Annotated in this window: 29 protein-coding genes; 9 read left to right on the top strand and 20 right to left on the bottom strand. The window is 69.5% G+C overall.

What is annotated here, in order from left to right; genetic code table 11:
• The 5 genes from ACWEKM_RS27075 to ACWEKM_RS27055 all read right to left on the bottom strand — a co-directional run.
• A partial coding sequence (locus ACWEKM_RS27075) for a carbohydrate ABC transporter permease (RefSeq protein WP_451623843.1) occupies positions 1 to 521 on the bottom strand: 521 nt, incomplete at its 3' end.
• Positions 518 to 1375 carry a carbohydrate ABC transporter permease gene (locus tag ACWEKM_RS27070; RefSeq protein ID WP_451623842.1) on the bottom strand — a complete coding sequence of 286 codons (858 nt, stop codon included), beginning with the start codon at positions 1373 to 1375 and terminating at the stop codon, positions 518 to 520. The genes ACWEKM_RS27070 and ACWEKM_RS27075, both read right to left, overlap by 4 nt.
• A gap of 731 nt (positions 1376 to 2106) precedes the next feature.
• The gene (locus tag ACWEKM_RS27065) at positions 2107 to 3018 is read right to left on the bottom strand and encodes an LLM class flavin-dependent oxidoreductase (RefSeq protein WP_451623841.1); all 912 of its coding nucleotides are present in this window, start codon (positions 3016 to 3018) and stop codon (positions 2107 to 2109) included.
• Between the two features lie 122 nt (positions 3019 to 3140).
• Positions 3141 to 3926 (bottom strand): ABC transporter ATP-binding protein, encoded by a 786-nt coding sequence (locus ACWEKM_RS27060; RefSeq protein WP_451623840.1) that lies wholly within the window; start codon positions 3924 to 3926, stop codon positions 3141 to 3143.
• 20 nt (positions 3927 to 3946) lie between these two features.
• Complete coding sequence (locus ACWEKM_RS27055) at positions 3947 to 4186, bottom strand: hypothetical protein (protein WP_451623839.1); 240 nt, start codon at positions 4184 to 4186, stop codon at positions 3947 to 3949.
• Between the two features lie 188 nt (positions 4187 to 4374).
• Here ACWEKM_RS27055 and ACWEKM_RS27050 point away from each other — a divergent pair, with 188 nt between their 5' ends.
• A complete protein-coding gene (locus ACWEKM_RS27050; protein ID WP_451623838.1) occupies positions 4375 to 5064 on the top strand; it encodes a FadR/GntR family transcriptional regulator in 690 nt (229 codons plus the stop codon).
• 64 nt (positions 5065 to 5128) lie between these two features.
• Here ACWEKM_RS27050 and ACWEKM_RS27045 read toward each other — a convergent pair whose 3' ends face one another.
• The 4 genes from ACWEKM_RS27045 to ACWEKM_RS27030 form a co-directional block, all read right to left on the bottom strand.
• On the bottom strand, positions 5129 to 5362 hold the full coding sequence (locus tag ACWEKM_RS27045) for a hypothetical protein (protein ID WP_451623837.1): 234 nt from the start codon (positions 5360 to 5362) through the stop codon (positions 5129 to 5131).
• 161 nt (positions 5363 to 5523) lie between these two features.
• Positions 5524 to 5754 carry a hypothetical protein gene (locus tag ACWEKM_RS27040; RefSeq protein ID WP_451623836.1) on the bottom strand — a complete coding sequence of 77 codons (231 nt, stop codon included), beginning with the start codon at positions 5752 to 5754 and terminating at the stop codon, positions 5524 to 5526.
• Between the two features lie 470 nt (positions 5755 to 6224).
• Positions 6225 to 8234 (bottom strand): HelD family protein, encoded by a 2010-nt coding sequence (locus ACWEKM_RS27035; protein WP_451623835.1) that lies wholly within the window; start codon positions 8232 to 8234, stop codon positions 6225 to 6227.
• A 49-nt stretch (positions 8235 to 8283) separates the two neighbouring features.
• The gene (locus ACWEKM_RS27030; protein ID WP_451623834.1) at positions 8284 to 8889 is read right to left on the bottom strand and encodes a TetR family transcriptional regulator; all 606 of its coding nucleotides are present in this window, start codon (positions 8887 to 8889) and stop codon (positions 8284 to 8286) included.
• A 406-nt stretch (positions 8890 to 9295) separates the two neighbouring features.
• Between ACWEKM_RS27030 and ACWEKM_RS27025 the strand changes: the two genes are divergently transcribed.
• Together ACWEKM_RS27025 and ACWEKM_RS27020 are read left to right on the top strand one after the other, a co-directional pair.
• On the top strand, positions 9296 to 9691 hold the full coding sequence (locus ACWEKM_RS27025) for a hypothetical protein (RefSeq protein ID WP_451623833.1): 396 nt from the start codon (positions 9296 to 9298) through the stop codon (positions 9689 to 9691).
• A complete protein-coding gene (locus tag ACWEKM_RS27020) occupies positions 9688 to 10299 on the top strand; it encodes a hypothetical protein (protein WP_451623832.1) in 612 nt (203 codons plus the stop codon). Before ACWEKM_RS27025 ends, ACWEKM_RS27020 begins: the two co-directional genes overlap by 4 nt.
• Before the next feature lie 141 nt (positions 10300 to 10440).
• On the opposite strand, the gene ACWEKM_RS27015 is transcribed toward ACWEKM_RS27020, so the two are convergent.
• Positions 10441 to 11292: a LysR family transcriptional regulator gene (locus ACWEKM_RS27015; RefSeq protein ID WP_451623831.1), complete on the bottom strand. Its 852-nt coding sequence runs from the start codon at positions 11290 to 11292 to the stop codon at positions 10441 to 10443.
• A 95-nt stretch (positions 11293 to 11387) separates the two neighbouring features.
• Here ACWEKM_RS27015 and ACWEKM_RS27010 point away from each other — a divergent pair, with 95 nt between their 5' ends.
• From ACWEKM_RS27010 to ACWEKM_RS26985, 6 genes are all read left to right on the top strand, one after another.
• Positions 11388 to 11897: a cupin domain-containing protein gene (locus ACWEKM_RS27010; protein ID WP_451623830.1), complete on the top strand. Its 510-nt coding sequence runs from the start codon at positions 11388 to 11390 to the stop codon at positions 11895 to 11897.
• 296 nt (positions 11898 to 12193) lie between these two features.
• Positions 12194 to 12616, top strand: a complete 423-nt coding sequence (locus ACWEKM_RS27005; protein WP_451623844.1) for a DUF6262 family protein — start codon at positions 12194 to 12196, stop codon at positions 12614 to 12616.
• A gap of 354 nt (positions 12617 to 12970) precedes the next feature.
• Complete coding sequence (locus ACWEKM_RS27000) at positions 12971 to 13297, top strand: PadR family transcriptional regulator (RefSeq protein ID WP_362451838.1); 327 nt, start codon at positions 12971 to 12973, stop codon at positions 13295 to 13297.
• Positions 13294 to 13650 (top strand): DUF1048 domain-containing protein, encoded by a 357-nt coding sequence (locus tag ACWEKM_RS26995; protein ID WP_451623829.1) that lies wholly within the window; start codon positions 13294 to 13296, stop codon positions 13648 to 13650. Before ACWEKM_RS27000 ends, ACWEKM_RS26995 begins: the two co-directional genes overlap by 4 nt.
• 1 nt (position 13651) lies before the next feature.
• Positions 13652 to 13978, top strand: coding sequence for a DUF1048 domain-containing protein (locus tag ACWEKM_RS26990; protein ID WP_451623828.1), 327 nt, complete (start codon positions 13652 to 13654; stop codon positions 13976 to 13978).
• A 19-nt stretch (positions 13979 to 13997) separates the two neighbouring features.
• Positions 13998 to 14954, top strand: a complete 957-nt coding sequence (locus tag ACWEKM_RS26985) for an alpha/beta fold hydrolase (protein WP_451623827.1) — start codon at positions 13998 to 14000, stop codon at positions 14952 to 14954.
• 45 nt (positions 14955 to 14999) lie between these two features.
• Here the strand turns inward: ACWEKM_RS26985 and ACWEKM_RS26980 are convergent, their stop codons facing one another.
• The 10 genes from ACWEKM_RS26980 to ACWEKM_RS26935 form a co-directional block, all read right to left on the bottom strand.
• The gene (locus ACWEKM_RS26980) at positions 15000 to 15155 is read right to left on the bottom strand and encodes a hypothetical protein (protein ID WP_451623826.1); all 156 of its coding nucleotides are present in this window, start codon (positions 15153 to 15155) and stop codon (positions 15000 to 15002) included.
• A 396-nt stretch (positions 15156 to 15551) separates the two neighbouring features.
• Positions 15552 to 16340, bottom strand: coding sequence for an inositol monophosphatase family protein (locus tag ACWEKM_RS26975; protein WP_451623825.1), 789 nt, complete (start codon positions 16338 to 16340; stop codon positions 15552 to 15554).
• On the bottom strand, positions 16337 to 17518 hold the full coding sequence (locus ACWEKM_RS26970; protein ID WP_451623824.1) for an alpha-D-ribose 1-methylphosphonate 5-triphosphate diphosphatase: 1182 nt from the start codon (positions 17516 to 17518) through the stop codon (positions 16337 to 16339). Before ACWEKM_RS26970 ends, ACWEKM_RS26975 begins: the two co-directional genes overlap by 4 nt.
• Entirely contained in the window at positions 17515 to 18303 is a 789-nt protein-coding gene (locus ACWEKM_RS26965) for an ATP-binding cassette domain-containing protein (RefSeq protein ID WP_451623823.1), read from the bottom strand. The genes ACWEKM_RS26970 and ACWEKM_RS26965 overlap by 4 nt, the downstream gene beginning before the upstream one ends.
• A 5-nt stretch (positions 18304 to 18308) precedes the next feature.
• The gene (locus ACWEKM_RS26960) at positions 18309 to 20111 is read right to left on the bottom strand and encodes an alpha-D-ribose 1-methylphosphonate 5-phosphate C-P-lyase PhnJ (RefSeq protein WP_451623822.1); all 1803 of its coding nucleotides are present in this window, start codon (positions 20109 to 20111) and stop codon (positions 18309 to 18311) included.
• Entirely contained in the window at positions 20111 to 21232 is a 1122-nt protein-coding gene (locus ACWEKM_RS26955; RefSeq protein ID WP_451623821.1) for a carbon-phosphorus lyase complex subunit PhnI, read from the bottom strand. The genes ACWEKM_RS26960 and ACWEKM_RS26955 overlap by 1 nt, the downstream gene beginning before the upstream one ends.
• Complete coding sequence (phnH, locus tag ACWEKM_RS26950) at positions 21232 to 21810, bottom strand: phosphonate C-P lyase system protein PhnH (RefSeq protein WP_451623820.1); 579 nt, start codon at positions 21808 to 21810, stop codon at positions 21232 to 21234. Before phnH ends, ACWEKM_RS26955 begins: the two co-directional genes overlap by 1 nt.
• On the bottom strand, positions 21807 to 22241 hold the full coding sequence (locus tag ACWEKM_RS26945) for a phosphonate C-P lyase system protein PhnG (RefSeq protein WP_451623819.1): 435 nt from the start codon (positions 22239 to 22241) through the stop codon (positions 21807 to 21809). The genes phnH and ACWEKM_RS26945 overlap by 4 nt, the downstream gene beginning before the upstream one ends.
• On the bottom strand, positions 22238 to 22963 hold the full coding sequence (locus ACWEKM_RS26940; protein ID WP_451623818.1) for a GntR family transcriptional regulator: 726 nt from the start codon (positions 22961 to 22963) through the stop codon (positions 22238 to 22240). Before ACWEKM_RS26940 ends, ACWEKM_RS26945 begins: the two co-directional genes overlap by 4 nt.
• Positions 22964 to 23235: 272 nt before the next feature.
• Positions 23236 to 26085: a SpoIIE family protein phosphatase gene (locus ACWEKM_RS26935; protein WP_451623817.1), complete on the bottom strand. Its 2850-nt coding sequence runs from the start codon at positions 26083 to 26085 to the stop codon at positions 23236 to 23238.
• Positions 26086 to 26217: the final 132 nt, after the last annotated feature.

Here is a 26217-nt window from a genome sequence, read left to right as displayed (position 1 = left end):
TGGCGGAACAGGAAGATTCCGAAGGCGCTGCCCACGCTCGGCAGCACCAGCGCGGTGTAGCTGTCCAGCAGGTTCACCTTGGACAGGGCGTAGAAGACGGGGATTCCGGTCACCTGCGGTGGTATCGCCAGACACAGCATGACCGTCCAGAACGACAGCCTGCGGTTGCGGAACCGCAGCCGGGCCAGGGCGTATCCGGCGGGCAGCGAGGTCAGCACCTGCGCCACGAACACCAGGGCGACGACCATGGTCGTGTGCAGGTACAGTCCGGGCCAGTCGATGTCGTGCCATGCCTGGTGGAAGTTGTCCAGGGTGAAGCCGGACAGGTTCACCGACCCGGGTTTGAGTCGGCGGTTGGGGGTGACCGCGGCCAGTGTCATGAGCGCGAAGGGGGTGAGCATGAACACCGCTCCCGCGGCGAGCACGGCGCGCAGGCTCCAGCGAACCCAGGTGCCGCGGGAGTCGCCGGTCCGGCGGCGGGCGGGCCGTGGGCGTATGTCGGTCGCCATTGCTGTGTTCATCGGCTGCCGTCCTCGTCCCAGCGGCGCCCGCCGAGGCGCAGCTGCACCGCCACCGTGATCAGGACGAGCACCAGCAGCACGGCGTTGACCACGGAGCCGCCGCCGATGTCGAGATAGCTCACCCCGCGCTGCCAGGCGAGGAACGACAGGGTGCTCGTGCTCTGCTGCGGTCCGCCGTCGGTCATGACGCGGACCTGGTCGTAGACGCGCAGTGAGTCACGTGTCGTGATGACCAGCGCGAATGTCGTGGCCGGTCCGATCGCGGGCCAGATCACCGACCAGAACCGCTGCCAGGCTCCGGCCCGGTCGATGCGGGCGGCGTCCTCCAGGTGGGCGGGCACGTTCGACAGGCCGGCGAGAAACATCACCACGCACGATCCGATCCCCGCCCAGCTGCCGACGATCGCGACCGCGGGCAGCGCCAGCGTCGTCGACCCGAGCCAGTCGTCGTGCCCGAAGAGCCGGCCGAGCGTCGAGTCGAAAACACCCACGTGCGGGTAGAAGAGCCACCGCCAGACAACCGACATCGCGGCGAGGGTGGCTGCTGTCGGTGCGAAGTAGGCGGTCCGCCACAGCCCGGCGCCGCGGCCCGCAGCCCGGATGGCGAGCGCGATCAGCAGGCCGATACCGACCTCGGCGGGCACGGTCAGCGCGGTGTAGAGGAGCGTGTTCCCGGTCGCCTGCCACAGTTCATGGCTGCCCAGCACCCGGCGCCAGCTCTCCAGACCGGCGAAACTCGTCTCCTGGCTGAGCGGATCGAAGTTCAGCAGCGCGAGCACACCCACGGCGAGCACAGGCAGCACAATGAACGCGCCCAGGAAGGCGAAGGCGGGCCCCAGCAATGTCGCGGTCACCCTGGCCTCGCGCAACCGGAGACGCCTTGGCCTCTCCTCCGGGGGCACAACAGTCGTGGTAGTCACGGCGCTGACGTTAGAAACCCTGGCGACGGCCCACAGGCAACGCATATTAACCAGCAGCTGAATAAGCCCCTACAGGTTCTGCAGGTCTTGCGGTGAAGTCGGCGACCACCATCCGGTCGGCGGCGAGCTGGTGGGTGTGTTCCTTGAGGCAGCGCGTGTGGCGAAGCAGGCCGCGTCGGACTTCGCGGGTGCCGGCGGAGGCAGAAGAGCTCCGAACAGAATGGGCGCCCGGCGCGCGACGCCTGGCACGCACTCCCCCAGCCTTCGGCCGGGAGGTGCCCCCACGCGGCGTTGCCGAAACGCCCTGGTAGCTCCGCTACGAGGACCTTCCGGCGCCTTGCCATCGCACGCACCAGACGCCGCACGCTGATCGGACTCCCATTCTGTTCGGAGCTCTAAGCCAGAGGCCCTGTGGATCTCTCCACAGGGCCTCTGGTCTGGTGATTCGAGTCTGCCCGGCTCGGCCGACTCCATTGGAGTCTGCCGTCTCCATCGGACTCTTCCGTGGCTCCCCGCCTTCTGGCGGCGAAGCGCCAACGGAGGGTTGCTGACCGACCCGGCGGGCGCCGAGCGCGCCGTATCCGGCCTGCCGGTCCCCCGAGGGAGAGACCGTCATGGGTTCCCCCGTGGGAGAAACTGTCATGGGTTCCTTGGGCTGACGCCCGTCAGCCCAGCTGCGCAACCGCCTCCGTGGCAATGCGCTCGAAGACCCCCTCGTCCGCGGCGAAGTCCGAGTCGGGGATGGGCCAGTGGACAACGATCTCAGTGAAGCCGAGTTCCCGGTGCTGGCCGGCGAAGTCGACGAAGGAGCCGAGGGACTCCAGGGGACGACCGCGGTCCGGGGTGAAACCGGTGAGCAGGATCTTGTCCAAGGTGTCGGCGTCGCGACCCATGTCCGTGCACGCCCTGCCCAGCTTCTCCACCTGGTCGCGCAGGGCCTGCCGGGACTGCTCAGGGGTGCCGGTCTCGTACAGCTTGGGATCGCCCGTGGTCACCCACGCCTGCCCGTAGCGCGCGGCGAGCCGCAACCCTCGCGGGCCGGTGGCGGCCACCGCGAAGGGCAGCCGGGGGCGCTGCACACAGCCCGGGATATTGCGCGCCTCATGCACCGAATAGAAGTCGCCGACGTACGAGACACCGTTCGTCCCGTCCTCGGTCAGCAGCCGATCGAGCAGCGGAACGAACTCGGCGAAACGGTCGGCACGCTCCCGCGGGGTCCACGACTCCTGCCCGAGCACAGTGGCGTCGAAGCCGGTGCCGCCCGCGCCGATACCTATGGTGATCCGGCCACCAGAGATGTCGTCCAGCGAGATCAGCTCCTTGGCGAGGGTCACCGGGTGTCTGAAATTGGGCGACGTGACGAGGGTTCCGAGGCGCATCCGCTCCGTGACACCCGCGGCAGCCGTCAGCGTCGGTACCGCCCCGAACCACGGGCCGTCCCGGAACGAACGCCAGGAAAGGTGGTCGTAGGTATAGGCCGTGTGGAACCCGAGTTCCTCCGCGCGCTGCCACGCGGCACGGCCCCCCTCGTTCCACCGGCGGTACGGCAGGATCACGGTACTCAGTCGCACACTCATGCCTGAGAGCCTACGGTGGTGCTCGCCGAGTCCGAGTCCGAGCCCCGGACCGCACCAGACGCGGCACCGACCTCGCCACCACGACCACCACAAGCACCACGATCACCACCACGACCACCACCTCAGCCGACTTGTGGCCTGACCGGGCGGTCGGCCCTTACGCTCCACCGTCCGTCGACGCGGGTGAGACGGATGGGATGGTCGAAGCACTTGCTGACCTGGTCGCTGGTCAGGACCTCGTCAGCGGGACCGGAGGCCAGGCAGTGCCCATCACGCAGCAGCATCACATGGGTCGTCCCGGGAGGAAGTTCCTCCAGGTGGTGGGTGACCAGGACGGACGCGAGATCCGTGTAGGTGTGCTGCAACGTGTCGATCCGCTCGATGAGTTGCTCGCGGCCTGCGACGTCCAGACCCGTCGCGGGCTCGTCGAGTAGGAGAAGTCGCGGACTGGGCATGAGCGCACGGGCGATCAGTGCACGACCCCGTTCCCCCTGCGACAGGGTCGGCCACCGTGCCCCGTGGCGATCGGTGAGGCCGAGCAGGCCGATGAGACGGTCGGCCGTGGCGATCTGCTCGGCTGTCGGCTCCCAGCGGGGAACGCGCTCGATGGTGTTGGTCAGCCCGGTCAGCACGACGTCCTGGACCTTCAGGGGCGAGCGCAGATCATGCCGCGGGTTGACGTGACCGACGTAGGAACGCAACTGTCGCATGTCGACCCGTCCCAGCTGGTGGCCCAGCACCTCGACCGTGCCCCGGGTGGGGTGCGCGAGCGCCCCGAGGAGACTGAGCAGGGTGCTCTTACCCGCCCCGTTGGCACCGAGCAGCGCCCAGTGCTCGCCGGCTCGTACGGTCAGCGACACCTCACGCAGGATCGGGTTGCCGTCGCGGACGACAGTCACGTCTTTCACGCGGAGTACCGGGGTTGCGTTCACGAGGCGGCCCGCCCGGTGCGGTTGGCGGCGGCCATGACCGCGGGGACCGAGGCGGTCAGGACGGAGGTGTCCCGACCCGCGCCCCAGGGAAGGTCGACCCGCTGGTGTGCGGGTCGGTGGCGATGATGCGGCCTCGTGCTCGGGCGCTGGGGGTTCCAGCGCGACGCATCCGCCGGGATGTCACCGGAGGGAGGGCGCAGGGTGGGAAACACCGTGTTCTGGAAAGAGGAAGCCATCGTGCAGAACTTCTTTCAGTCGGCCATCCGGTGACCGGCACAGCCCGGTACCCCGCTGCGGGGTGCCGGTCGTATCAGGCCCCGCAGCGGCAGCCGAGGAGAAGAAACTCGTGCAGCAGCATGCGGGGTACAGTAACGACAACTCAGCTCCTCAGACAACCTGAGAGGTGTGGGAAGGTGAACGTCATATGCCACTAGGCGCCTTGCGGCCGTCCCCCTTGGTCGAGCAGGCCACCGTGCGCCTGCGCGAGCAGATCACCGGCGGTGAGTGGGCCGTCGGGACGAAGCTCCCCGGGGAGACGACCCTGGCCAAGTCCCTCGGTGTGGGGCGCTCGACCGTCCGAGAGGCCCTGCGCGCACTCGCCGGCGCCGGGCTGGTGCAGGCACGTCAGGGAGCCGGTGTCTTCGTCATCGCGACCAAACCCAAGGAGGACTGGTCCACCCAGCTCCGCAAGGCGGCCATCACCGATGTCTACGAGGTCCGCATGGGCGTCGAAGTCGAGGCCGCGCAGTTGGCCGCGCAGCGCCGAACCGACGACGACATCGCCGCCCTCCATGGGGCCCTGGCCGGGCGCCGTGACGCCGCGAACGCCGGCAACGCCGAGTTCGTCGAGGCCGACATCGTCCTGCACGAGGCCGTCGTCGCCGCGGCGCACAACCCGGTGCTCACCGGCTTGTTCACCGAGTTCATCCCTGTGCTGCAACAGCGGCTGCTCGATCTGGTCGAGCTGCTCAACCTGCGTTCCGACGACCCGAACCACGGCGACGAAGGGCACGCCGCACTGGTGAACGCCGTCGTGCGGGGAGACACCGAGGCGGCCGGACGTGCGCTGCGGGACGAGCTCAAGCAGACGCTCGCCCTGCTCCACTCCCTCTGACCCCGTCGTCGGCGCTGTCGAGTTCGCGTCGGCTCGCGTCGGCTCGCGCCGGTAACAGTCTTGATCAGGTGTGGCCCCCGGCCTCCTCGGCATGGGTGTTCGCTGCGCGGGCTGCGATGGCTTCGAGCATCAGGTCCAGGGCGGCTGGGAAACGGCTTTCTCGGTCACCGAGGAGAATGCCGACGCCCGCACTTCCGCCCGGGTCGGCATGGGCTCGCTGGCCGCGGTCGTCGGACTCTTCCTCTTCGCCGCAGTCGCCTTCCAACGCGCCCTCATCCCAAAGGAGTTGGCGACGCACGGCGACAACGGTCTGCCGTTCCTGGGTGACCTGGCCGCCGCTCGTACCAGGTGTCGATCACCGACGTCGGCCGTCAGCTGGTCAAACAGGTCGCTGCTCAGTTCGCCGGACAGATCGAGAGGTGTGTTGAACCACTGTCCGAAGCCGACAGGAAGCGGCTGTCACAGCTGGCGACCCGGATCGTGACCGCGGACGACCAGCCCCATACCGATCGGGAAACGGCGCCCCGACACCATCTTCAACTCCCCGGCCCGGACGATCACATCGTGCTCGTTCACGCTGGACGCCTCTACCGCCACCAGGACCTCCCCCGTGCCGGGAGCGGGACGATCCACGTCATTGATCCGCAGTACGTCCGCTGTACCGAAACTCGTGATCTGAACGGCCTTCATGTCGCTGTTCCCTCCGTGACCGGCTGTGGTGCGTCCGATGCTGGACCCCAGACGCGCGCACCCGCCGAACTCGGTTGCGGCCAGCGGACGTCGGGCTGGAACCCGGCCCGAGGCGGCGTGTCGCCGGGCTGCGGCGTGAGGAACTGGCCACGGGCTCCACTGACAACCGAGGGTGTGCGAGGACGGGAACCGGACAACTTCCCTCGCGCGCGCCGGGAAGTCCGGCGCGCGCAGCACAAGGCACCCCGGCCGACGGGACGTTCGGCAGGGCAGAAGGACACCGGCGGGGACGGGCTCGCGGACCCAGCGGGACATTGTCGGAAAACAGTTGGAGGGGCATGCACAGCGAGAGGGAAGGCCGCGACGGCATGCGATGCTTCACGCTGGCCGGCCGGTGCACCGCCGGGTGTTTCACCAGCGGCCAACCAGCTTGCGGGGCATGCGAGTTCACTCGTGTCGCAGCCGGGCCCCTAGAAGGGCAACGGCCTCGCGTGGACCACATCCAGTCTCGACACCGCCCGGGTCAGCACCACGTACAACCTGTGCAGCCCCCGCTCCTCCGCCTCCGCCACCGCCGCCGGTTCCACCGCCACCACGTGGTCGTACTCCAGGCCCTTGACGAGGCTCGCCGGGACCACGGCCACCCGGGCGCCCAACTCGTCCGGGTCCGCGGGGATGATCCCGGCGGACGTCAGGGCCTCGCGCACGTCGGCCACCTCCGCGTCCGCCGCCACCACGCCCACCGACCCCTCCCGCGCCAGGGCCTCCCGTACGGCGGCGACCGTCGCGGTGATCGCGTCCTCGGTCGGCCGGATCCGCAACTCGCCGTCCCGGCGGTAGGACTTGGCCGGGAGCACGTCCGTACCCAGGCGCCGCAGCAGGCGGTTGGTGAGGTCGACCACCGCCGCCGGGACGCGGAAGCCGGTGGTGAGCGGTACGACCGTCGCGTCCGGCTTGCCCAGGTGGTGCAGTACGACGTCCCAACTCCGCGCCGACCAGGGCGTGGTGGCCTGGGCCAGGTCGCCGAGGACGGTGAGCGAGCCGAAGACGGCGCGGCGGGCGATCGCCCGGCATTCCATGGGGGACAGGTCCTGGGCCTCGTCAACGACGATGTGGCCGTAGCCCTCGGGGTGTTCGATGAGTCCGGCGACCTCGTCGAGGAGGACCAGGTCGGCGGGTGACCAGCGGGCGGACTTGTACGAGCGCGGTGGCCGGGACCAGAGCAGGTTCTGCTGTTCGGCAGGGTCGAGCAGTCCGTCGGCCGCCCGCGCCAACACCTCGCCGTCGCCGAGGAGTCGGGCGAGAACCTCCTCCGGTCGCACCTTCGGCCAGACGGTGTCGAGGTAGGCGTTCATCGCCCGTGAACGTTCGAGGCGCCGTACCCAGGCGGCCGGTTGCGGCCCCGCCCGCCGTTCGGCCTGGAGCTGTACGGCCCGCATCGCCCGACCCCGCGCCCGCTCGCGTCCGACGGCGTACGGCGGTTCCTCGTCCCGGACCCCTTCGACGATCTCCGCCAGTGCGCCGGCGGCCACCCGCCAGGTGTACGTGCCGTCCGAGAGCGACAGGGGGCCGGGGCCGATCTGGTCCGTGGACACGTATGCGTACAGCGCCCGGCGCAGCACCTCGGCCATCCGGGGGTCGTGCTTGAGCGCGGCGGTGCGGTCGGAGTCGGTGCCGGTGACCGGGTGGCGGCCGATCTCCGCACGCAGCGTCGTCTGGCGTACGCCGGTCTCGCCGAGGGCGGGGAGGACCTCGGAGATGTAGGAGAGGAAGGTGCGGTTGGGGCCGAGGATCAGCATGCCCGAGCGGCGGATGCGCTGGGGGTGGGTGTAGAGGAGGTAGGCGGCGCGGTGCAGGCCGACGGCGGTCTTGCCGGTGCCCGGGGCGCCCTGCACGCAGACGGAGTCGGTGAGCCCGGCGCGTACCAGGTCGTCCTGGTCGGGCTGGATGGTGGCGGCGATGTCCCGCATGGGGCCGACGCGCGGGCGTTCGATCTCGCGGGTGAGCAGCGTCCCGGTCCCGGACTCCCCCTTGCCGACATACTCGTCCTCAAGGCCCGTGAGGTCGCCGGAGTCGCCGCGGCTGCCCGGGGCCCAGCCGAACCGGCGCCGTACCGCGACGCCCTGCGGGTCGTCGGGGCCGGCCTGGTAGAAGGCGCGGGAGACGGGGGCGCGCCAGTCGACGACGAGGGGTGGGGCGGTGGGGTCCTCGCTGATCCGCAGCCGGCCGATCCGGTAGCTCTGCCCGGCGTGCTCGCCGGACTCGAAGGCCAGCTTGCCGAAGAACAGCGGCCCTTCCGGCAGTTCGCGCATCTCCTTGGCCCGGCTGCGCAGCCGGTACCCGAGCACTTCGGCGTCGGCACCGGAGGCGGAGACGTCCTCCCCGGTGACGACGTGCTCGGCGGCGCCCTCGACCATGCGGGCGAGGGCGGCTCGGCAGGTGTCGTGGTAGGCGCGTTCATGTTCGAGTTCCTGCTGCATGGAGACAGCGTAAAGGAAAACGTAACTGGGTTACATTTTTAACCTCGTATCAAAGGAGCCCGTGCAGCGCCTCCGCCAGCCGCCCGAAGGCCCGCTCCGCCGCGCGCACCGCGTCCTCCCGCACCTCCTCGACCCGGTCTCCCGCCGCGATCCGCCGCCAGTTGTCCCGCGCGAGGATCCGCTGTACGGCGATGATCTGACCGGCGGCGAGCCTGGCGTCCAGGGTGCCGCCGAGGGCCTCGGCGAGCGCGGCCTCCGACCGCTCCAGGTAGGCGTACTGCCGGGCGACAAGGGCGGGAGTGCTGTTGAGCAGGGCGTGGAAGGCGAGGACCTCCGGGTGGTCGTTGAGCCCGGTGATCGGATCGTTGCGCCGCAGGCCGTCCAGGAAGTGCGCGCGCAGCACGTCGACCGGCGCGTCCGCTCCCGCGACCAGCCGCGCGGCCTCCGTCTCGTGATCGGCGATCCGGTGCAGGACCAGGTCCTCCTTGGCCGGGAAGTACCGGAACAGCGTCGGCTTGGAGATCCCCGCTGCGGCGGCCACCTCGGCGACCGACACCGCGTCGAACCCCTTCGCCAGGAACAGCCGTACGGCGATGTCCGACACGTCTTCGTACATCCGTCGCTTCTTGCGCTCGCGCAGGCCCATCTCACCCATGGGGCGAGCCTACGCAGCGGTGGTCAGGTCGGTCCGGTGTCCTGGGGGGTGTAGCGCACGTACGCGGCGGTGGCCGCCGGGCTCGGGATCACCAGGCAGGCGCTGCGCACCCGAGAACTTCCCGGGCCGTCGACCGGGGCGGCGGCTCCAGGTGTCCGGTGCCGCGCTGGTCGTAGCCGACGCAGTCGACCGGCCGCACATGCTCAGCCGCGCGTACCGGCCTCGTCACACGACCCTGTTGACCTGTCCGGCGAGACATCGACACGCGGATGCGTTCCAAAAGTGTGGTGCCCGAGCCCTTTCGGACATGTGCCATCATCGCGCCATGAGAAGGACTATTCCGCCGGCGACCACCGCTCTGACTGTCGCGGCCCTTCTGTCCGGTACATCCCCGACCGCGCGGGCCATGCCCGATCAGGCCCCGCCAGCCCCTTTCGACAAGAGAGTTCACTGCACGTCAACCGATGACGACGGGCGCAAGATCGTCACCCGGTACGGAAACTCCGAGTTCGGCTGGAACCACTTCACCCACCGGCACAACATCAAGAAGTGCGCGATCCTCAACGCGGCCCTGAAGGACAAGGTCGACCGCAATGACGGCCACGGGCGTTTGGAGTATGACGGTGTCGCGATCAGGACCGGCGGCAGCCCCGCGCAGGTCAGGTTCGTCGTGATCGTTCAGTACACGCGCAAGACCAAGGACGAGAGGTACGACGCCGGCCGGGGACAGAAGATCGGCGTCGTCAACGCCTTCTGCCGCAATCAGCCGAACAACAAGTGCCCCACATGGATGAATCAGTGATCGATTCCGAAGACCGGGAGCAGCAGGCGGCTGTCACACGCCTGCTGCTGTACTACCTCAACGCGCCCATCGCCGAGGGCTGCCCCCTGCGCGGAGTCCTCCCCGCTCCAGGCGCCGTCCGTATCGCCGTCCACTCTGGAGACGACGAGGACGGCGCCACCTTCCTGTACGAGATCCCCCACGACACCGTCGCCCCCTACCACATCCCCGGCATCCTGCGCACCGTTCTGGCCGGCACCCAGCTCTACGGCACCAGCGACATCAGCGAAGCCATGGGGATGACCGTCATCCGTCTCCGTCCCGAGGAGATCGCCCCGGACTCCGAACCCGAACAGGGCCAGGCACTCACCGTCCTGCGTGCGCTGTCGGACCCCGGCGACGAGGAGAACCCCTTCCTGATCGGGTTCCTGCTGCTCGGCCACGGCCTGCTGCGCCTGTATGTGCAGCGCCCGGACCGCCCGGGCATCACCGGCGTCGACATCCGCCTCACCGGCACGCCTACCGCGCTGATCGCCTCCGTTCCGAGCCTCATCGAAGAAGAGCAGCACCAGAGGCCGTCCCCCGACGACCCGCACTGCGATCTCCTCGTGGACCTGACCGACTGGTAGAACATCTGCCGCTGTTCAGTGCCCGGCAAAACAGAGGGGCCGCAGGGTGATTGACCAGCCTCTGCCGCCGACGTCGGCCCGGGGCACGTCGCGACGCCGCAAGGGCAGCCTTGGCAACCCGACGTGCTGCCGGAGAGTCGCTCAGTCGTGGTAGGCGGCGGTCGCGATCTGCACGAACGAGCGGATTAACGGATTAGTGTCGCCCTCGTTCCATGCCGCAACCACGCGACTCGGCGGCATGTCGATCAGCGGCACCACGGTGAGCCCCTCTCCCGGCTCGTGGCCCAGGAGAGTCATCCCGACCGTGCCGTTCCAGAGAACGGCTTGCCGGCATTCCTGGACGGCGCGTACCACCGGACCCTCGCGAGGTTCCCCGCCGTTCCAGTACGACTGCCAGCTGGGGTCGGTGCCCTCCGGGAACCGGAACCAGCGGCGGTCGGCCAGGTCCGCCAGCTTCAGGGTGTCGCGGCGGGCCAGCAGATCGTCGGCGCGCAGCAGCGCTCCCACCGGGTCGGCGCGCAGCTCGCGCACGGTCAGGCCGGTCCCGTCGAACGGCTCCCGGGTCAGGGCGACATCGACCAGTCCGGCGTGCAGCCCGCACGTGGGATCGGTCAGGTCGGTCTCGCGGATGCGGACCTCGACGCGCGGGTGCCGCCGGTGGTAGGCGCCGGCCAGGCGGGTTGTGCCTGGGTCGGTGCTGTCACCCAGGATGCCGACGGCGATGGTCGCGGGGCCGGCCGCCGCGGCCACGCGTACGCGTACCCGATCGGCTTGGTCGAGCAGGGCGCGCGCCTCATCGAGCAGTACCGCACCCGCCGGAGTGAGCGCGACACCGGCGGAGGATCGGTCGAACAGCGCGGCGCCGACCTCGGACTCCAACCGCTTGATCGCCCGGCTCAGTGGCGGCTGACTCATATGCAGCCGGGCGGCGGCCCGGCCGAAGTGGAGTTCCTCGGCGACCGCCACGAAATAGCGCAGCGTGCGTAGCTCCATGGTGCGACGATACCCGTACGGTATCGACAGCTCGGAACGGGTCTTGGACAGTCGCAGTGCCCTGGAAGTGGAATCGAGGCATGACTGATCGAGGCATGACTGATGGACATGAGGCCAGTGAGCCGATCACCGACCCCGTCGCGTCGGTGGTCGGTCCGGGGGACGGTGAGACGATCGTCCTGGGCACCACGCGACTGCGCATCCTCGAAGACGGCAGCAACACCGGGCACCGCCTCGGGCTCGCCGAGTCCGTCCTCGCGCCGCACACGCCCGGACCGCCGCAGCACCGTCATGCCCAGCACGACGAGGGTTTCTACGTCGTCTCCGGCACGGTCCGGTTCACGGTCGGCGAGACGGAGTACGACGCGACCGCCGGCACGCTTGTGATGGTCCCGCCCGGAGCCCCGCACACCTTCGCCAACATGACCGACCAACCGGCCGTCATGCTCAGCACTTTCACCCCGGATCTGTACGTGCAGTACTTCCGAGACCTCCAGGACATGATCGCCGGCGGTCAGGCATTGACGCCACAGGCGAACATCCAGGTGATGAGCCGTTACGCCACCGAACCCGCAACTGACTTCGCCCGGAAGCCGGAAGGATAACGGCGCCCGGCTGCCCGGTACCGGATCCGTGCAGCCCTGGTGGCTCCTACCTCTCAAGGTCCGGGTCGCTTGGTCGCTTACGCACTCGCGTGTGCATGTGTTGGTGCTCCCCTGTTGAGAATGTGGTCACCTGCAACTGGTGGCCGTGGATGGGAATCGTGAACGTGCCACCGATCAGGTGACGTCCCACGAAGCGCAACAAGCGAGGCCCCCGAGCTGTTGATCGAGATGTCTGACGTCTCAACCACACTGCTCGGGGGCCTCGTTGGTCATCGCGGGCTGACAACTCCCGCCATATCGTCGCCCCGGCCAGCAACCGTCACGAGTACACGCGGGCCAAAGCGATCAAGGCCCTACGCGAGATCGACGCCGCAGGAACGGTCGTCACCTTCGGCATCGTGGCCCGTGCCGCCGGCGTCTCAAGATCTTGGCTCTACACCCAGCCCGACCCACGAGCCGAGATTGAACGCCTGCGGACCGAACGGCAGCGAGCCTCCGCCGACCCGGTTCCGGCCCGGCAGCGAGCCTCCGACGCTTCGCTCATCCGGCGCCTGGAGGCCGCCAACGAACGCAACCACCGCCTCACCGAGGAGAACCGCCAGCTCCGAGAACAACTCGCCCACACGCTCGGAGACCTCCGCGCCGCCAGGCTCCAGTGCCCACCCATCCCGGAGGCCCATCGTCAAGGTCGAGGTTCGGCAACGATCGGGCCCTGCTGACAGGACCCTGGGCAACCTGGTGAGCTGCCTCATGGGCACGGTCCTCATCGCATCGCCCCAGGTCAGCGGGGCACAGCATTTCGGAACTCAAGATAACGATGCCGACACTCACGAGCTGGCCGGCAAGCCACCTGGGGAGGTCGAGGATCGGAGCGTTGCGGTGATGACGTACGAGCCCCCGCCGATTACGGAGCCGGGGCCCGATGAGGTAGTCGTCGCTGCGGAGCCTGGACCCTCGCAGATCGGTCCCGGGTCCGGTCCGTGTTCGCCGATCGTTGGCATCTCCACTACTCGGTGGTACCGTATAGCGGTACTCGGTAGCACGCAGTACCGAGAGGACTGAGGGGACCCGCGATGGACGACCTGACGGAGATGCTGAAGGGCACGCTCGAAGGGTGCGTGCTCGAAATCATCGGCAGTGAGGAAACCTATGGGTACGCCATCACCCGTCAGCTGAACGAGCTCGGCTTCGCTGACGTCATCGAGGGAACGGTGTACACCATCTTGCTGCGGCTGGAGAGGAACGGACTCGTCCAGGTGACGAAACGACCATCCGGGGTCGGTCCGCCGCGCAAGTTCTACGCGCTCAACGACGCCGGACGCGAGGAACTCGCGAAGTTCTGGGCGAAATGGCAGTACGTCTCATCACGCATCGACAGGCTCAAGGAGGGCGGGAGATGAACTTCTGGGAGACGATCACAGGCAGCGATCTCACCAGGGAATGGAAGGCGTTCGAAGCCCGGGCCGAGGCCCTGCCAGACGACTACCGGGCGACGTGGGAACAGATCAAGGGCCACCTCTTCCCCTATGCGGGCTTCACCGGCCGCAACCTGATGCCGATCCTCGACGCCGCTCTGGGGTTGCTCGAAGAAACAGCGGCGGACGGGCAGAGCGTCCACGAGGTGCTCGGCGACGACATCCGAGGTTTTTGCACGGCGCTGGCCGGTGGAGAAGGGGCTCGAACCTATCGCGACCGGTGGCGCGAGCAATTGAACAGGAACGTCGCAAGGAAATTGAGCCAGCTGGGAGGCTGACGTGGGCATCCAAAACATCATCGAGGGCAAGAAGCAGTGGCGGGCGCACATGGCTCGGGTCAAGGCGCTCCCGCCGGACTACCAGATCGTCTACAAGGAGCTGCAGAGGTACCTGTTCAAGGTCGGACCGATCGACCTGCCTGACGGGCCCCTGCTTCCCGGGATCGTCGACTTCTTCGAGGAGGGCGTCGCCGCGGGCAAGGGGGTCTTGGAACTCATCGGCAACGACGTCGCCGCGTTCTGCGACGACCTGGTCAAGGACTCACGCACCTATGCGGACGTCTATCAGGAGTCCATCAGCGGGGAACCTGGCACGGCCGAGAAGTAACACCCGTCGCCTCATTCCAGTGGGCGTAGTCCGCACGCGCGATTCGTTCGCCTCGGCGCAGCGCGAACAGGCACCGGCCGACCTGCCACCAGAAGCCGCCGCAGATCCCGTCCACCGAGGTAGGCGAGCAGGCCTTCACTCACACAACCAGGTGGAACACATGACAAACAACAGCGCTTCCTCAACCGATTCGAAGTGGACCGGCATGGTGCCGGTCGACGATACGGCCCTGGCCGTCACCGACACCGGCGGTTCCGGCGTCCCCGTGGTCTACCTCAACGGCCAGTTCGCCACACAGGGGTACTGGCGGCGGGTCATTGCCGACCTGGGCACAGGGTGGCGGCACCTCACCTACGACGAGCGGGCCCGCGGCAGGAAGTCACAACGTTCGGCAGACTACTCTTTCGAGGCCGCCGTCCGGGATGTCGATGCCGTGCTCGCGGCCCGGGGCGTGGACCGGGCGCTGGTGGTGGGCTGGTCCTACGGAGCGTTCGTCGCGGCCCACTGGGCTAGCCGCAATCCGGACCGCGCCATGGGCGCGATCCTCGTCGAGGGCGCGCAGCCGTACGACTGGCTTACCGAGGACTTGGAACAGGGGATCCGGAAAGCGTTTCGGCGGTGGGGCTGGTTCATGCCGCTGCTGCGCCCGACGGGTCTGACCCCGCGGATGACCGCTGAACAGATGGCGAACAGCAACATCGAGCTCGGCAAGCTCGCCCGGGTGCGCGAGCTGGGTCCCGTCCTTGACGACATCACCGTCCCAGCGCGGTATGTGGTTGCTTCGGGGGAGTCCTTCGGCAGCCAGGGAGGGCACGAACAGATACGCACCAGCCTCCCTGCGGTGATCGAACGCAACCCGAACATCCGAATCAGTGCGAAGGTCCCCAGCAATCACGGTGCGATCCTGCGTAAGGACTTCCGCGCCGTCGCCGATGCCGCACGTGAGGTCGCCGCCCTCGACCGCAGCGAGCGCTGAAGAACAGGACTGACGGACTGACGATAGCTGCACCGGATCAAACACTCAGTCAGCAGGCATGGCGGGACTCCGGCGTGGGGCGGGCGGCATCGGTCGCTGGCGTACGAGGGTGGGGCGCGTCGCCTCATCCGCCGGGGTGAGCGTGAAGTAGCGGATCAGCTCGTCCTTGCCGATCGCCGGGAACGACCGCAGGGCCTCCAACTCCTCATCGAGAACACCCGTGTTGCCGTCTGCCCGCCCCTCTCGCCGCCGGATTCACGCGTTCAGCCCAACGAGCCACCGGCTTCACAGCAACGGGCCAGATCAGGGGCTACTCCGTTGGTTTTTCGGCGAGTACTACTGGGCCGCCAACGGTTCGGCCAGGCCATCTCGGCGCGGCAGCGCAATACCGCGCCGAGATACGCGATGAGTTGGCCGAGCGCGGCACGGCCGGCAGAACCACCGGGCCCTACAGGCCCTACAGGCCCTGCTGGACGCGATCCGGACCATCGTCGCCGACCCGGCGATCCCGACCCGGCGATCCCGGACGAGGATGTCGGCGGCCTGACCTCGGCGTGGTGGCCGTCGGCCTCGGCGAGCGGACTGGACTGGACTGGGTCAGTCGCGGATGGTTTCCGCGAGCTGGTCTGCCAGTTCGGGGGTGGCGGCGATGATGCCGGACCAGCGGCGGTTGAGGTCGGGGTCGATCTCGACCGGGCGGCCGTAGGCGTCGATCACGGCGCCGCCTGCGGCGGGGACGAGGACGGACGCGGCGGCGATGTCGACGATGCGGTGGGTGTCGGATCCGGCGTCGGCGAAAGCGTCGGTGCTGCCCTGGGCGACGAGTGCCGCCTCAAGGCAGCTGCTGGACAGGACCCGGATCCGGGCGGCCCGGCGGCTGACGCGCAGCCAGGCCGCCTCGTTCGCCGGGTGCGGGCGCAGCAGGCTCACGGCGGCGCCGTCGAGTGCACGCCTGCCGCTGGTGCGCCACGGGCCGCCTTCGCCGGTTTTCGCATGCCAGCTGCGGCCGGTGTCGAGCCAGGTGGTGAGTGACTCGACGGGCTTGCCGTCGACCGCGACCGTCCCGGCGAACGCGGCGAGCGGCACACCGGCGACGGCGTTCGCGGTGCCGTCGACCGGATCGACGACGAGTGTGACAGCGGAGCCGTTGTCCACCACCCCGATCTCCTCGCTGATCAGGTTCACTTTCTGCGCGGTGGCGGTCTCCGCGACCGCCGTGTCGACCAGCAGGTCGAGGCGGGTGGTGGGGGTGCCGTCGGCTCCCATGGCGATGTTCTCGGCGAGCGCGGCGCGGTCGTGGTCGCGGCGTGCGTCGTGAAACGCGGTCATCGCCGCGCGGGCGACGGCCGCCAGCGCGGGGTGCGTGCCGTCCGGAATCTCGATCATCGCCCGCCCCACAGCACGGATCTCACCGTCGGCCACGGCGTGCGTGACTCGACCAGTACCAGGTCCGCGCGCAGTCCTGGCGCGAGCCGGCCACGGTCCGGGAGCCCGGCGACCTCGGCGGGGCCGCTGGTGACCAGCGCGACGGCGGCGGGCAGCGTCGCCAGACCCTCTTCGGCAAGGCGGATCGCGGCGGCCAGTAGTCCCGACGGCAGATAGTCCGAGGCCACGGCTGTCACCAGGCCCCGCGCGACCAGGTCGCGTCCGGAAGCGTTGCCGTTGTGGGACTGTCCTCGCAGGATGTTCGGCGCCCCCATCACCACCGGCAGGCCATGCTCTTTCGCGGCCTGTGCGGCTTCGACGGTGGTGGGGAACTCGGCGACCGCTCCGCCCCGTTTGAGAAGCTCTTCGATTTCGGTGGCCGAGTTCGGGTCGTGTCCCAGCAGGCGGATGCGGTCCGCGTGGGCGCTGAACCAGGAGAACGCCTCCTCGCGCACGTCTAGCCTGCCGTCGCGATCGGCGATGAGCCGGTCGACGTAGTCACGCGCCTTGGCTTCGGACATTCCACGCTGCCGGACCATGTACTGCGTGTACTGCTCCAGGTCGAGGAATGATCCCTGCCCGGGCGTGTGGTCCTCATGCGAGACCAGCGCACCGTCGGAGACCTGGTCGAGTCGGCGCCGCAACGCCGCCAGCCCTTCTGGGCTGCGTACGTCAAGCCGGTACAGAATCCGGTGATCGGCCAGCGCGGCGGGACAGGAATCGATGGCCTCGCACACGGTTTCGGCCTGCCGGATGGTGCGTGGCAGGCCACGGCCGGCGGAGCGTTCCTCGAAGCCGACGCCGTGGAACACGGTGGTCACACCCGCGGCACGCAGCTTGCCCTCGAACGACTGGAACGCGAACTCAAGCGGCAGTTCGGCGTTCGGCCTCGGCAGTCGCTCGTTCTCCAGTCCGTCGCTATGGGTGTCGATGAGTCCGGGTACGCACAGCAGGCCCTGACCGTCGACATCACATGTGGACCCGGCGGGATGGGCTTCCACCGCGGCGATGTGGTTGTCGCGGACCACGATGCGTGCGTTGTCGAGTACTCGGTCGGGCAGTACGGCCCGTACGTGGCCGAGCACGTAGTTGGGGGGTGGGGTGGCCGGGGTCCAGGGTTCGATACCTGGAGTGGTCATGCGGCACCTGCCAGGATCTGGGAGGGAGTTCCGGAGCGTTCGACCCGTCCGTCCGACATCAGGACGACGCGTGTGGCGAGTCGGTGCATGGCGTCCAGGTCGTGGAACACGGCGAGCACGGCGACGCCTTGTGCGGCCAGTGATCCGATCAGTTCCAGTGCGGCCTCGCGGTTGGCCGGGTCGAGAGCGGATACGGGTTCATCGAGGAGCAGGAGCCTTGGCGGGCGGACGGTGCCCGCCGCCAGGTTCACGCGTTGGCGCTGTCCGCCGGACAGGACACTGCAGTCGATGTCCCACAGTGCTGTGTCGAGGTTGAGCCGCTGCAGTGCGTCCGCGGCGGCGTCGCGGGCCTCGGCACGGTCCAGGCCGCGGCGTCGGGCGGCTGCGGCGACGACTTCCCACGGTCCGGTCCGGGGCGGTGCGGACAGGAACTGTGACACGTAGCCGATCTCACGGCCGCGCAGCCGGGCCATGGCCCGGTCGGCCAGTCCGGTCAGTTCTGTCAGGTCTGTCGGGTCTGTCGGGTCTGTCGGGTCTGTCGGGTCTGTCGGGTCTGTCTGCGTGTGGCTGGTGCGCAGGCGTACCGTGCCGGAATCGGGCAGGTAAGTGCGGTAGACGCAGCGCAGCAGGGAGGACTTCCCGGCGCCGCTGGGGCCGGCGAGGGCGACATGTTCACCGGCGTGGACGTCCAGGTCGACTCCGTGCAGTGATTCCACCCTCCGGCCGTCGACGGTGTGGAGCACGAAGGACTTGTGCAGCCCGCGCACGCTGAGTACGGGTTGCATGGGGGTTACCTCCTGGCCGCGGCGACGAGCCGCTGGGTGTAGGGGTGGTGCGGGTCGTGGAAGAGCTGGTCGGTCAGGCCCTGTTCGACGATCCGGCCGAGCTGCATCACCACGGTGCGGTCGGTGAGTGCTTCGATCACCGCGAAGTCGTGGCTGACGACGACGGCCGCGGTGTCCCGTTCGGCGAGCAGGCCGCGCAGCAGGTCGAGCACCCCGGCGGCGACCGAGGCGTCGAGCCCTGTGGTGGGCTCGTCCAGCAGCAGGACCGGCGGGTCGGTCGCAAGCGCCTTGGCGATCTGCACGCGCTGGCGCATGCCGCCGGAGAACGTGCGCACCGGATCGTCCATGCGCGACAGGGGGACCTCGACCCGTTCCAGCAGTTCCGCGGCCCGGCGGCGGATGGCGTGGAAACTGCGCCAGCCGGCGGCGGTGAGCCGTTCGGCGATATTGCCGCCCGCGGTCACGTCGAGGCTGAGTCCGGCGGCCGGGTCCTGGTGCACGACGGCCATCTCGCTGATGAGCAGGCGGCGCCGGTGGCCGGCGGGCAGCCGCAGCACGTCGGTGCGCCCGCCGTCGACCGCGGCGAGGTGCACCTGGCCGGCGGTGGCCTCCTGGCCGCCGGTCACACAGCCGAGCACGGTCGACTTCCCCGAGCCCGACTCACCGATCACACCGAGGGCTTCACCCGGGGCGACGTCGAAGGACACGTCCCAGGCCGCGACGATCGCGCCGGTGGCCGGGCTGACGGCGGTCCCGTGCCCGGGACCCGTGCCGGGCACCGCTCCGACACCGCCAGGGCCGTGCACCTTCCCGATGCCCGACACACGCAGCGCCCACTCCAGCCCACTGGGCCGCCGGGCCGCAGCGGCATACGGCCGCACGGCCGCAGCACCTGCCATACGGTTTTCAGGACTGGGGAGCAGGTGCAGCGGGGCACGCTCACGGTGGGCGGTGATATCGGCGTCGCGGTCCCGCACCCGGGCGCACCATTCGGTGTCACTGCACAGGTATCCCCTGCCGGCACCGGCGTCGACAAGGAACACATCGTCGCTGCCGCACAGCCGGCACCCGACACCCGGTGCATGCTCGACCTCGAACGGCACATCATCGAACGCCAGCGGGCGCACATCGGTGTGCGGCGGCACAGCGTAGATCTTCTTCTCCCGCCCCGCACCGAAAAGACTCAGATGCCCACCCTGGTGCAGCCGGGGAACATCCCAACGCGGAATCGGGCTGGGCGACATCACAAAGCGACCACCGACCAGCACCGGATACCCGGTGCCCTTGGTGATCACGCCGTTGAGGACCAGGTCCTCGTAGAGGCTGACCCAGATCTTGGCGTAATCGGCCTCGGCATGCATGCGGGCACTGTTGACAACGGACTTCTCCACACCGCGCAGCGGGTCGGTCCTCGGCACCTGCATGACGAGCACCTGCTGCTCACCGAGTGCTTCCTCGGGGATGCGGTGCCGACTCTGGACGACGGTGGCCTCGCGGGTGTCGGCGGTCTCGGCGCAGCCGACCGTTGAAGTGATCAGGCGGCGCAGGTTGGTGGCGTTGACCCCCGCGTCATCGCCCTGGTCGATCACCTTCACGATGTCCTCGGGACCGATCAGGCCGAGCGTCACCTGCAGCCCACCCGAACCCCAGCCGCGCGCGACGGGCATCTCGCGTGAACCGAACGGCACCTGGTAGCCGGGCACGCACACCGCGGCGACCGCCGCGCGGCGGATCTCCCGCTTGACACCCTCGTCCAGGAGGCCCTGCTCCTGCTCCAGCTCCTCGACAAGGTCCAGTGTGGTCGTCATCAGGATTCCTTCCCGGCCGACTCGGCGTCCCGCTCGGCCGGTCCTTCCGTAGCTTCTGCGGCTTCCGCGGCGGCCCGCATGGCCTGCTTGCGCTCCAGCACAGAGCGGAACGTGACGTAGTGCGGCAGCTTCATGTGTTCGAGGAACCCGCCGGAGTCGAGTCCGTCCGTGGTGAGCAGGAGCAGCTGCTCCAAGAAGTCCCTGCGGCCGAAACGGCGGTTGGCGATGTCCAGGGTGGCCATCGCCATCGCCTTGCGCTCGTTGTGGCCGAAACAGAACCCGTAGCCGACGTCAAGCCGGGTGGTGTCCTCGTCGGCGCCGTCGAGACTCTCGATGGACTCGACCTCGGTCGCCCGGAACTCTCCCAGCACCACCGGATTGCCGGTGTGCGGGTGCCGCACCCGCAGTGGTACACGGCCGTGTCGCAGCTCGCCCAGCGACAAGTGGTGAACGTCGTCGTCGGGGCCCCTCATCGACCGGTACCACAGCGCCACGAGCCCACCGGTCTCGGCCCGCGCCAACGATGCGAGCACCGCCGACCGTGCGGCGGGCGGGCGGGCCGACGTACGCGCGATGTCAACCGGGTCCGGGTCGTCGCGCAGACGCTGGTCGGCGACCAGATCCAGCTTGCGCAGTTGGTCGAGGAACCGGCGCGGGCGGCGCTGCTCCTCGCTGCGCTCGGGCGCCGGACCAGGCTTCTTGGTTCGTGGCGGCGGCGGGCCGTCGGGCTGTTCGAGCAGGCGGCCGGTGTAGTCGGTCGTACGGCCCAGCAGTTGCGGGCCGCCCGGTTGAGAGACGGCCGGCACGATCCGGCGCAGCACGGTCATCTCGTCCGGGTCGACCGGTTCGCTCACGGCCAGCCGCGGCAGCGTGGACCGGTGTGCCCGCACCAGATGCGCCGCCTCCAGCAGATCGCCCTCGGCCTGCCGCAGCGCCGCCGCGGCCGTCGGCTCGTGATAGAGGCTGCCCTCCCCCATCACCTGGTCCACGGCCAGCCGGAACCGTGCGGTGATCTGCTCGGTCGATGCCCATGGCGCCGGGGCGTGGTCCCGTGCGTGCCGCACCAGGTCTTCCGCGGCGAGAATGGCTTCCAGCCCGCCTCGGATTCCCGAGTACCCCATCAGGACTCCTTCTTCTCGATGACGGTCGTGCGGGGAATACCGGCCATCCGCCCGTCCTCAGTGATCAACAGCAGATCCAGGCCGGCCGGATAATCCGCCACCGCCTCGGCCCGCGCCTCCACCAGGCTGTCCAGCCCGGACACCGCTATCGAGCCTGGGACACCGGGGCCCGACAACACCCAGTCCTGCCCGGCCACTTCGGACACCGGCAGACAGACAAACGCACCTTCTTCAGGCGCGAGGGCGCTTCCCCGGCTGACCGCGCGCAGCTCGTCCGAGGTCATCGGGCGGGTCGCCGCGACGAACCGGGCGGAACCGATCGCCGCCGTCGGCGCGGACGTGACCACACCGACCACATCCGCCCAGTCCTCACCCTCATCGAGCACCGCGACGGGGGTAGCGAGGTCGGCCAGCGCCAGCACCGGCAACAACACGGGGGGCACGCCACCTACGCGGTCCGGCGGCAGCTCGACGATCCGGCCGGGGCGGGCCAGCGCGTCGAGCACCGCGCGGAACACCAGCCGCGATTCCTCCGGCCGCAGCCTGGCCCCGGCGACCCTGTCCAGCACAGCGGTCATGTCAGCTCCTCGAACTCGACGATCGTGGGGGCCAGTTCCGCCCACTCAGCGGCCTCCCGGTCCGCCCTCCGGCGGGCCACGGTCCGACACAGCTCTTCGACACGGGCCGAGCACGGACCGGCCGCTTCGACCTCTGCATCAAGCACCGCGGCCGCCACGGTGGCGACACGGTCGTCACCCAGCCGCATCGACCAGCCACGCCGCCCGGCCAACTCCACCTCGGCCCGGCAGGCGAGCACATCACCGAGCAGAAACCGCTCCGCCAGCACGGGTTCACGGACCTGCGCGGCAACCACCCCCACCTCCGGCCCACTCAGCACACGCACCGCGACGCCGTCGGCGAGACACTCGTCCGCCAGCGCGACCAGTTCCTCCCGCTCGGCCTCCGCAAGCAACGCACACCGCTGCTCGCGACTCCACACATGGGTCACTCTTCCTCCTCCAGGATCGTTTCGGTCAGCTCGACGATGACGCGGACCACATCGGCCCTGATCCACGCGGCGCTCCGCCTCAGCGGCCGGCCGTTCCTCGCGTCGCGGCTGAGGCTTTCCCAGCGGTAGACCGGGCTGCTCGCCTCGATGCCCAGCTCCCCCAGCACATGGACCGGCGGTATCTCCAGACTCATCCGGTACCACGCGCGCACCGGCCGTAGCCGGCCCATCTGCCGCAGCACCCCGTCGATCGAGTCGACCGCCTGCAGGGCCAAGTCCAGGTCGGGCAGGACGTCCACCGGGATCCATTCCTCGGCCCAGCGGGCCAGGACATCGTCGATGTAGAACTCCCGCACGACGTGATACGCCGGCGAGCCCGGCTCGCGTTCGAGCCACTCCGCCTCGGCCTCGGGCAGCCCGACCCGGTCGACGGGCTTGACCATCACCCGCGGCCTGGCGCCCGCAGCCTCCACGATCGTTTGCCACGCCGGCGGGTGGCCGCCGGAGATCACGTAGTCGATACGGGAATTCACGAACGTGCCCGAGCCCTGCACACGGCGCACCAGCAGACGTCGCTCCAGCTCCTGCAGCGCCGACCGGGCAGCCGCCCGGCCCACCCCGAACCGATGCGCGAGCTCGGGTTCGCTCGCCACCCGGGTGCCGGCCTCAGAAGCGGCCAGCTCAGCGGCAAGCCGGTCAGCGATCTCCAGATACGTCGTCATGCCCGAAACACTGCTCGCGCCGCCTGCCCGGACAACTGCGCGCCATAAAACCGGCCAAGCCCAGCGGGTTAACATCCGAAACAGTCGTCTTACCAACCCCTGACCAAGGGCGAACAACTCAACGCCTTGAACACAGGTCACAGCGCCCGTAGCTCGACTCCGTCGGAGATCTTGGTGTTCGGCGGTGTGACAACGCGGGCGCCAGGGCGCCTGATGCGGTGCGGGCGGAAGGGGGGCAGGAGTCGGCCGGCGCCCTCAGTAGGACGTGCGTGTCAGACCGGCTGTCCGGGCAGCGACTGCTCTACCCAGATGACCTTGCCTCGCGTGGTGTACCGGGTGCCCCAGCGCTGGGTGAGCTGGGCGACCAGGAAGAGCCCGCGCCCGCCCTCGTCCAACGTTCGTGCCCGGCGCATACGGGGGGCGGTGCTGCTGCCGTCGGACACCTCGCAGATCAGCGTGCTGTCATGGAGCAGGCGCAACTGGATGGGTTCACAGCCGTAGCGGATCGCGTTGGTGACCAGCTCGCTGACGACCAGTTCGGTGGTGAACGCCAGCTCTCCCAGGCCCCAGTGGGTCAACCGCGCGATGACGTCCTCGCGCACCCGGGAGACGACCGACGGGTCGGCGGGCAGGTCCCAGGTCGCGAGCTGGCCGGCGTCGAGGGCTCGGGTGCGGGCCACCAGAAGGGCGATATCGTCCGAGGGCTCCGCCGGGATGAGAGCGTCCAGCGCCTTGCAGACCCGTTCCGGCGTTCGGCCGCGCGCGGCGAGGACGCTCCGCAAGCGGTCGAGGCCGCGTTCGAGGTCGCCCCCGCCGAGGTGCTCGATCAACCCGTCGGTGTAGAGAACGAGCAGGCTGCCTTCGGGCAGTTCGACATCGACCGTCTCGAAGGGCAGGCCGCCCAGGCCCAGCGGCGGGCCCGCAGGCACGTCGGGGAATTCCACGGTGCCGTCGGAGAGGACGATGGCGGGCGGCAGATGGCCGGCCCGTCCCAAGGTGCAGCGCCGCGTGCTGGGGTCGTACACGGCGTACAGGCAGCTCGTGCCGACGATTCCCATGGAGGATTTTCCGGCCCGTTGGTCGTCGAGGTCGAGGCGGACCACGAGGTCATCGAGCTGGGTGAGGATCTCGTCGGCCGCCAGGTCGAGCGCCGAGAAGTTGTGGACCGCGGTGCGCAGCCGCCCCATGGTCGCCGCTGCGTGCAGGCCGTGCCCGACCACATCGCCGACGACCAGCGCCACCCGTGCCCCCGACAGCGGAATGACGTCGAACCAGTCGCCTCCCACCCCGGACGCCGCGGGCAGGTAGCGGTGGGCCGCCTCCACCGCGTGCTGAAGGGGCAAGCCGCTCGGGAGCATGCTCCTCTGCAGCGTGAGTGCCATGGCGTGCTCACGGGTGAAGCGGCGCGCGTTGTCGATGCACACGGCGGCGTGTCCCACCAGTTCCTCCGCGAGGATCAGGTCGTCCTCCTCGAAGGGGTGGTGCGCCCGAGAACGGTAGAAGCTGACGACGCCCAGGACCGTACCGCGGGCGAGCATGGGCACGGCGATGAGGGAGTGAACGCCCGCACCGAGGATCTTGGAGCCGCGGACCGGATCATGGGCCATCCACCCCGGAGCCCGGGACAGCGTCCGTTCGCGCACCGGCTCGCCCGTGGCCAGTGCCTGGGCCTGTGGTGCGGACGGAGCGATGGTGATCAGGTCGCCCAGCGCGTGGAGGTGGGAGGCTTCGTACGCGCCGCCCATCGCCGCCCGACGCAGCGGGCCGTCCACCCGGATCGGTTCCTCGCCGAGCAGCACCGAGTCCGGCAGGTCGACGGCCGCGAAGTCGGCGAACCGGGGAACGGCCACCTCGGTCAGTTCCCCGGCGGTCCGGGACACATCGAGCGTGGTTCCGATCCGGGAACCGGCATCGGCGATCAAGCCGAGGCGCTGACGTGCGCGCAGGGCGAGCCGGCCGATGACGGGCTCGCCGACGGCGAGCAGCCACCGGTCCGCCGGTGCCGCCGGTGCCGCCGGTGCCGCCGACGCGGCGGAAGCGGCGGAAGCGGCGGAAGCGGACTCGGCGGAGGCAGTGGACGCGGCGGACGGCGCGGTCAGGAGGGGGCGCCCCGACAGGTGACCGTGCGCCCCGGGCAATTCCATGCCGGGCGTGTGGGGCTCCGGGGGCTCCGGGGGCTCCGGGGGCTCCCGAGACTGCCGCGGACGGAGCGGGCGAACGCCGACGCCGGGGAAGGCGGCCTCGACGGCGACACCCGTCACGCCGCACGAGCTTCCGATCGGCCGACTGACGAGGATGGCCGTGCGTCCATGGCTGAGCCGCACCTCGGCGAGACCGGGTTGACCCGACGAGATCAGCTCGGTCGCGCGCTCCTCCAGGATGAGTCGATCACCAGGGTCGAGGAAGTCCCAGGACGTCGGGGACGTCCCTGTCGGCCGGCCGGCTGCCCTCCCCCTCCGGCCGGAGGCGTCCTGGTAGGCATCCAGCAGGGCACGCTCGCGTGCGCTGACGCCGTCGAGCAGCCGCTGCTCGATGCCCTGGGCCGCCTCGGTCACGGCCTCCAGCATGGCCAGGTCGGAATCGCGCTCCTTGCACGTCAGGTCGAGCACTCCGAGGAACTGCCCGCTCAACGGATCGCGAATGGGCGCGCCCGCGCAGGCGAGTCTGCGCCAGGCATCGGCGAAGTGCTCGCGGCCGACCACGAGGGTGGGCCCGGCCGCCGCGAGGGCTGTGCCGATACCGTTGGTGCCGACGAGTTCCTCGGGGATGCCGAAGCAGGGGGCGATCTGCAGCCGGTCGAGGTAGTGGTTCAGGGAGGGCTCGCCTCCCCGGCGCTCCATGATCCGCGACTGCTCGTCGGTGAGGAACACGGTGACCGGCATACCCGAGAGCACGGACTCCAGACGGTCGAGTACCGGGCCGGCGGCGTGGGCGAGCTTGCCTCCGAAGTCCAGGGCGGAGTCGTAGGGGACCTCGAAGCCGTCGGCCGCGACGCCCCGGAGGTGACATCGCCGCCAAGAACTCAGGATCGGCTTGCGGACGACCTCTCCCACGGTCCTGCCGGACATCAGCCTGTCGTAGGCACCCGCGAGGGCAGCAGCATCGTCCCAGGTACTGCTCATCTGAGCCTCTTCACCCAGAGAGGGTTACGTCACCTTCAGTGTCACGCATGGAGCACCATCGCGTAATCGTCGGCGACCGCGAGCGACCGCGAGACCGCCCATGTTGTGCACGAGGCCGACCTGAGCGGCCCA

This window comes from Streptomyces sp. NPDC004752 (genome assembly GCF_053601275.1).
Note: the sequence above shows the minus strand (reverse complement) of the source record. Positions and strands in the feature narration are given on the sequence as shown.

Coding starts and splice junctions, on each gene's coding strand:
- ACWEKM_RS26975 (WP_451623825.1), bottom strand. CDS start 16,340: ATGATCGAGATTCCGGACGGCACGCACCCCGCGCTGGCGGCCGTCGCC.
- ACWEKM_RS27025 (WP_451623833.1), top strand. CDS start 9,296: ATGCCCGATCAGGCCCCGCCAGCCCCTTTCGACAAGAGAGTTCACTGC.
- ACWEKM_RS27040 (WP_451623836.1), bottom strand. CDS start 5,754: ATGAAGGCCGTTCAGATCACGAGTTTCGGTACAGCGGACGTACTGCGG.
- ACWEKM_RS26935 (WP_451623817.1), bottom strand. CDS start 26,085: ATGAGCAGTACCTGGGACGATGCTGCTGCCCTCGCGGGTGCCTACGAC.
- ACWEKM_RS26960 (WP_451623822.1), bottom strand. CDS start 20,111: ATGACGACCACACTGGACCTTGTCGAGGAGCTGGAGCAGGAGCAGGGC.
- ACWEKM_RS27065 (WP_451623841.1), bottom strand. CDS start 3,018: ATGAGTGTGCGACTGAGTACCGTGATCCTGCCGTACCGCCGGTGGAAC.
- ACWEKM_RS27050 (WP_451623838.1), top strand. CDS start 4,375: ATGCCACTAGGCGCCTTGCGGCCGTCCCCCTTGGTCGAGCAGGCCACC.
- ACWEKM_RS26995 (WP_451623829.1), top strand. CDS start 13,294: ATGAACTTCTGGGAGACGATCACAGGCAGCGATCTCACCAGGGAATGG.
- ACWEKM_RS26970 (WP_451623824.1), bottom strand. CDS start 17,518: ATGACCACTCCAGGTATCGAACCCTGGACCCCGGCCACCCCACCCCCC.
- ACWEKM_RS27035 (WP_451623835.1), bottom strand. CDS start 8,234: ATGCAGCAGGAACTCGAACATGAACGCGCCTACCACGACACCTGCCGA.
- ACWEKM_RS26965 (WP_451623823.1), bottom strand. CDS start 18,303: ATGCAACCCGTACTCAGCGTGCGCGGGCTGCACAAGTCCTTCGTGCTC.
- ACWEKM_RS27000 (WP_362451838.1), top strand. CDS start 12,971: ATGGACGACCTGACGGAGATGCTGAAGGGCACGCTCGAAGGGTGCGTG.
- ACWEKM_RS26955 (WP_451623821.1), bottom strand. CDS start 21,232: ATGGGGTACTCGGGAATCCGAGGCGGGCTGGAAGCCATTCTCGCCGCG.
- ACWEKM_RS27055 (WP_451623839.1), bottom strand. CDS start 4,186: ATGGCTTCCTCTTTCCAGAACACGGTGTTTCCCACCCTGCGCCCTCCC.
- ACWEKM_RS27010 (WP_451623830.1), top strand. CDS start 11,388: ATGACTGATGGACATGAGGCCAGTGAGCCGATCACCGACCCCGTCGCG.
- ACWEKM_RS27030 (WP_451623834.1), bottom strand. CDS start 8,889: ATGGGTGAGATGGGCCTGCGCGAGCGCAAGAAGCGACGGATGTACGAA.
- ACWEKM_RS26940 (WP_451623818.1), bottom strand. CDS start 22,963: ATGACGACGTATCTGGAGATCGCTGACCGGCTTGCCGCTGAGCTGGCC.
- ACWEKM_RS27015 (WP_451623831.1), bottom strand. CDS start 11,292: ATGGAGCTACGCACGCTGCGCTATTTCGTGGCGGTCGCCGAGGAACTC.
- phnH (WP_451623820.1), bottom strand. CDS start 21,810: ATGACCGCTGTGCTGGACAGGGTCGCCGGGGCCAGGCTGCGGCCGGAG.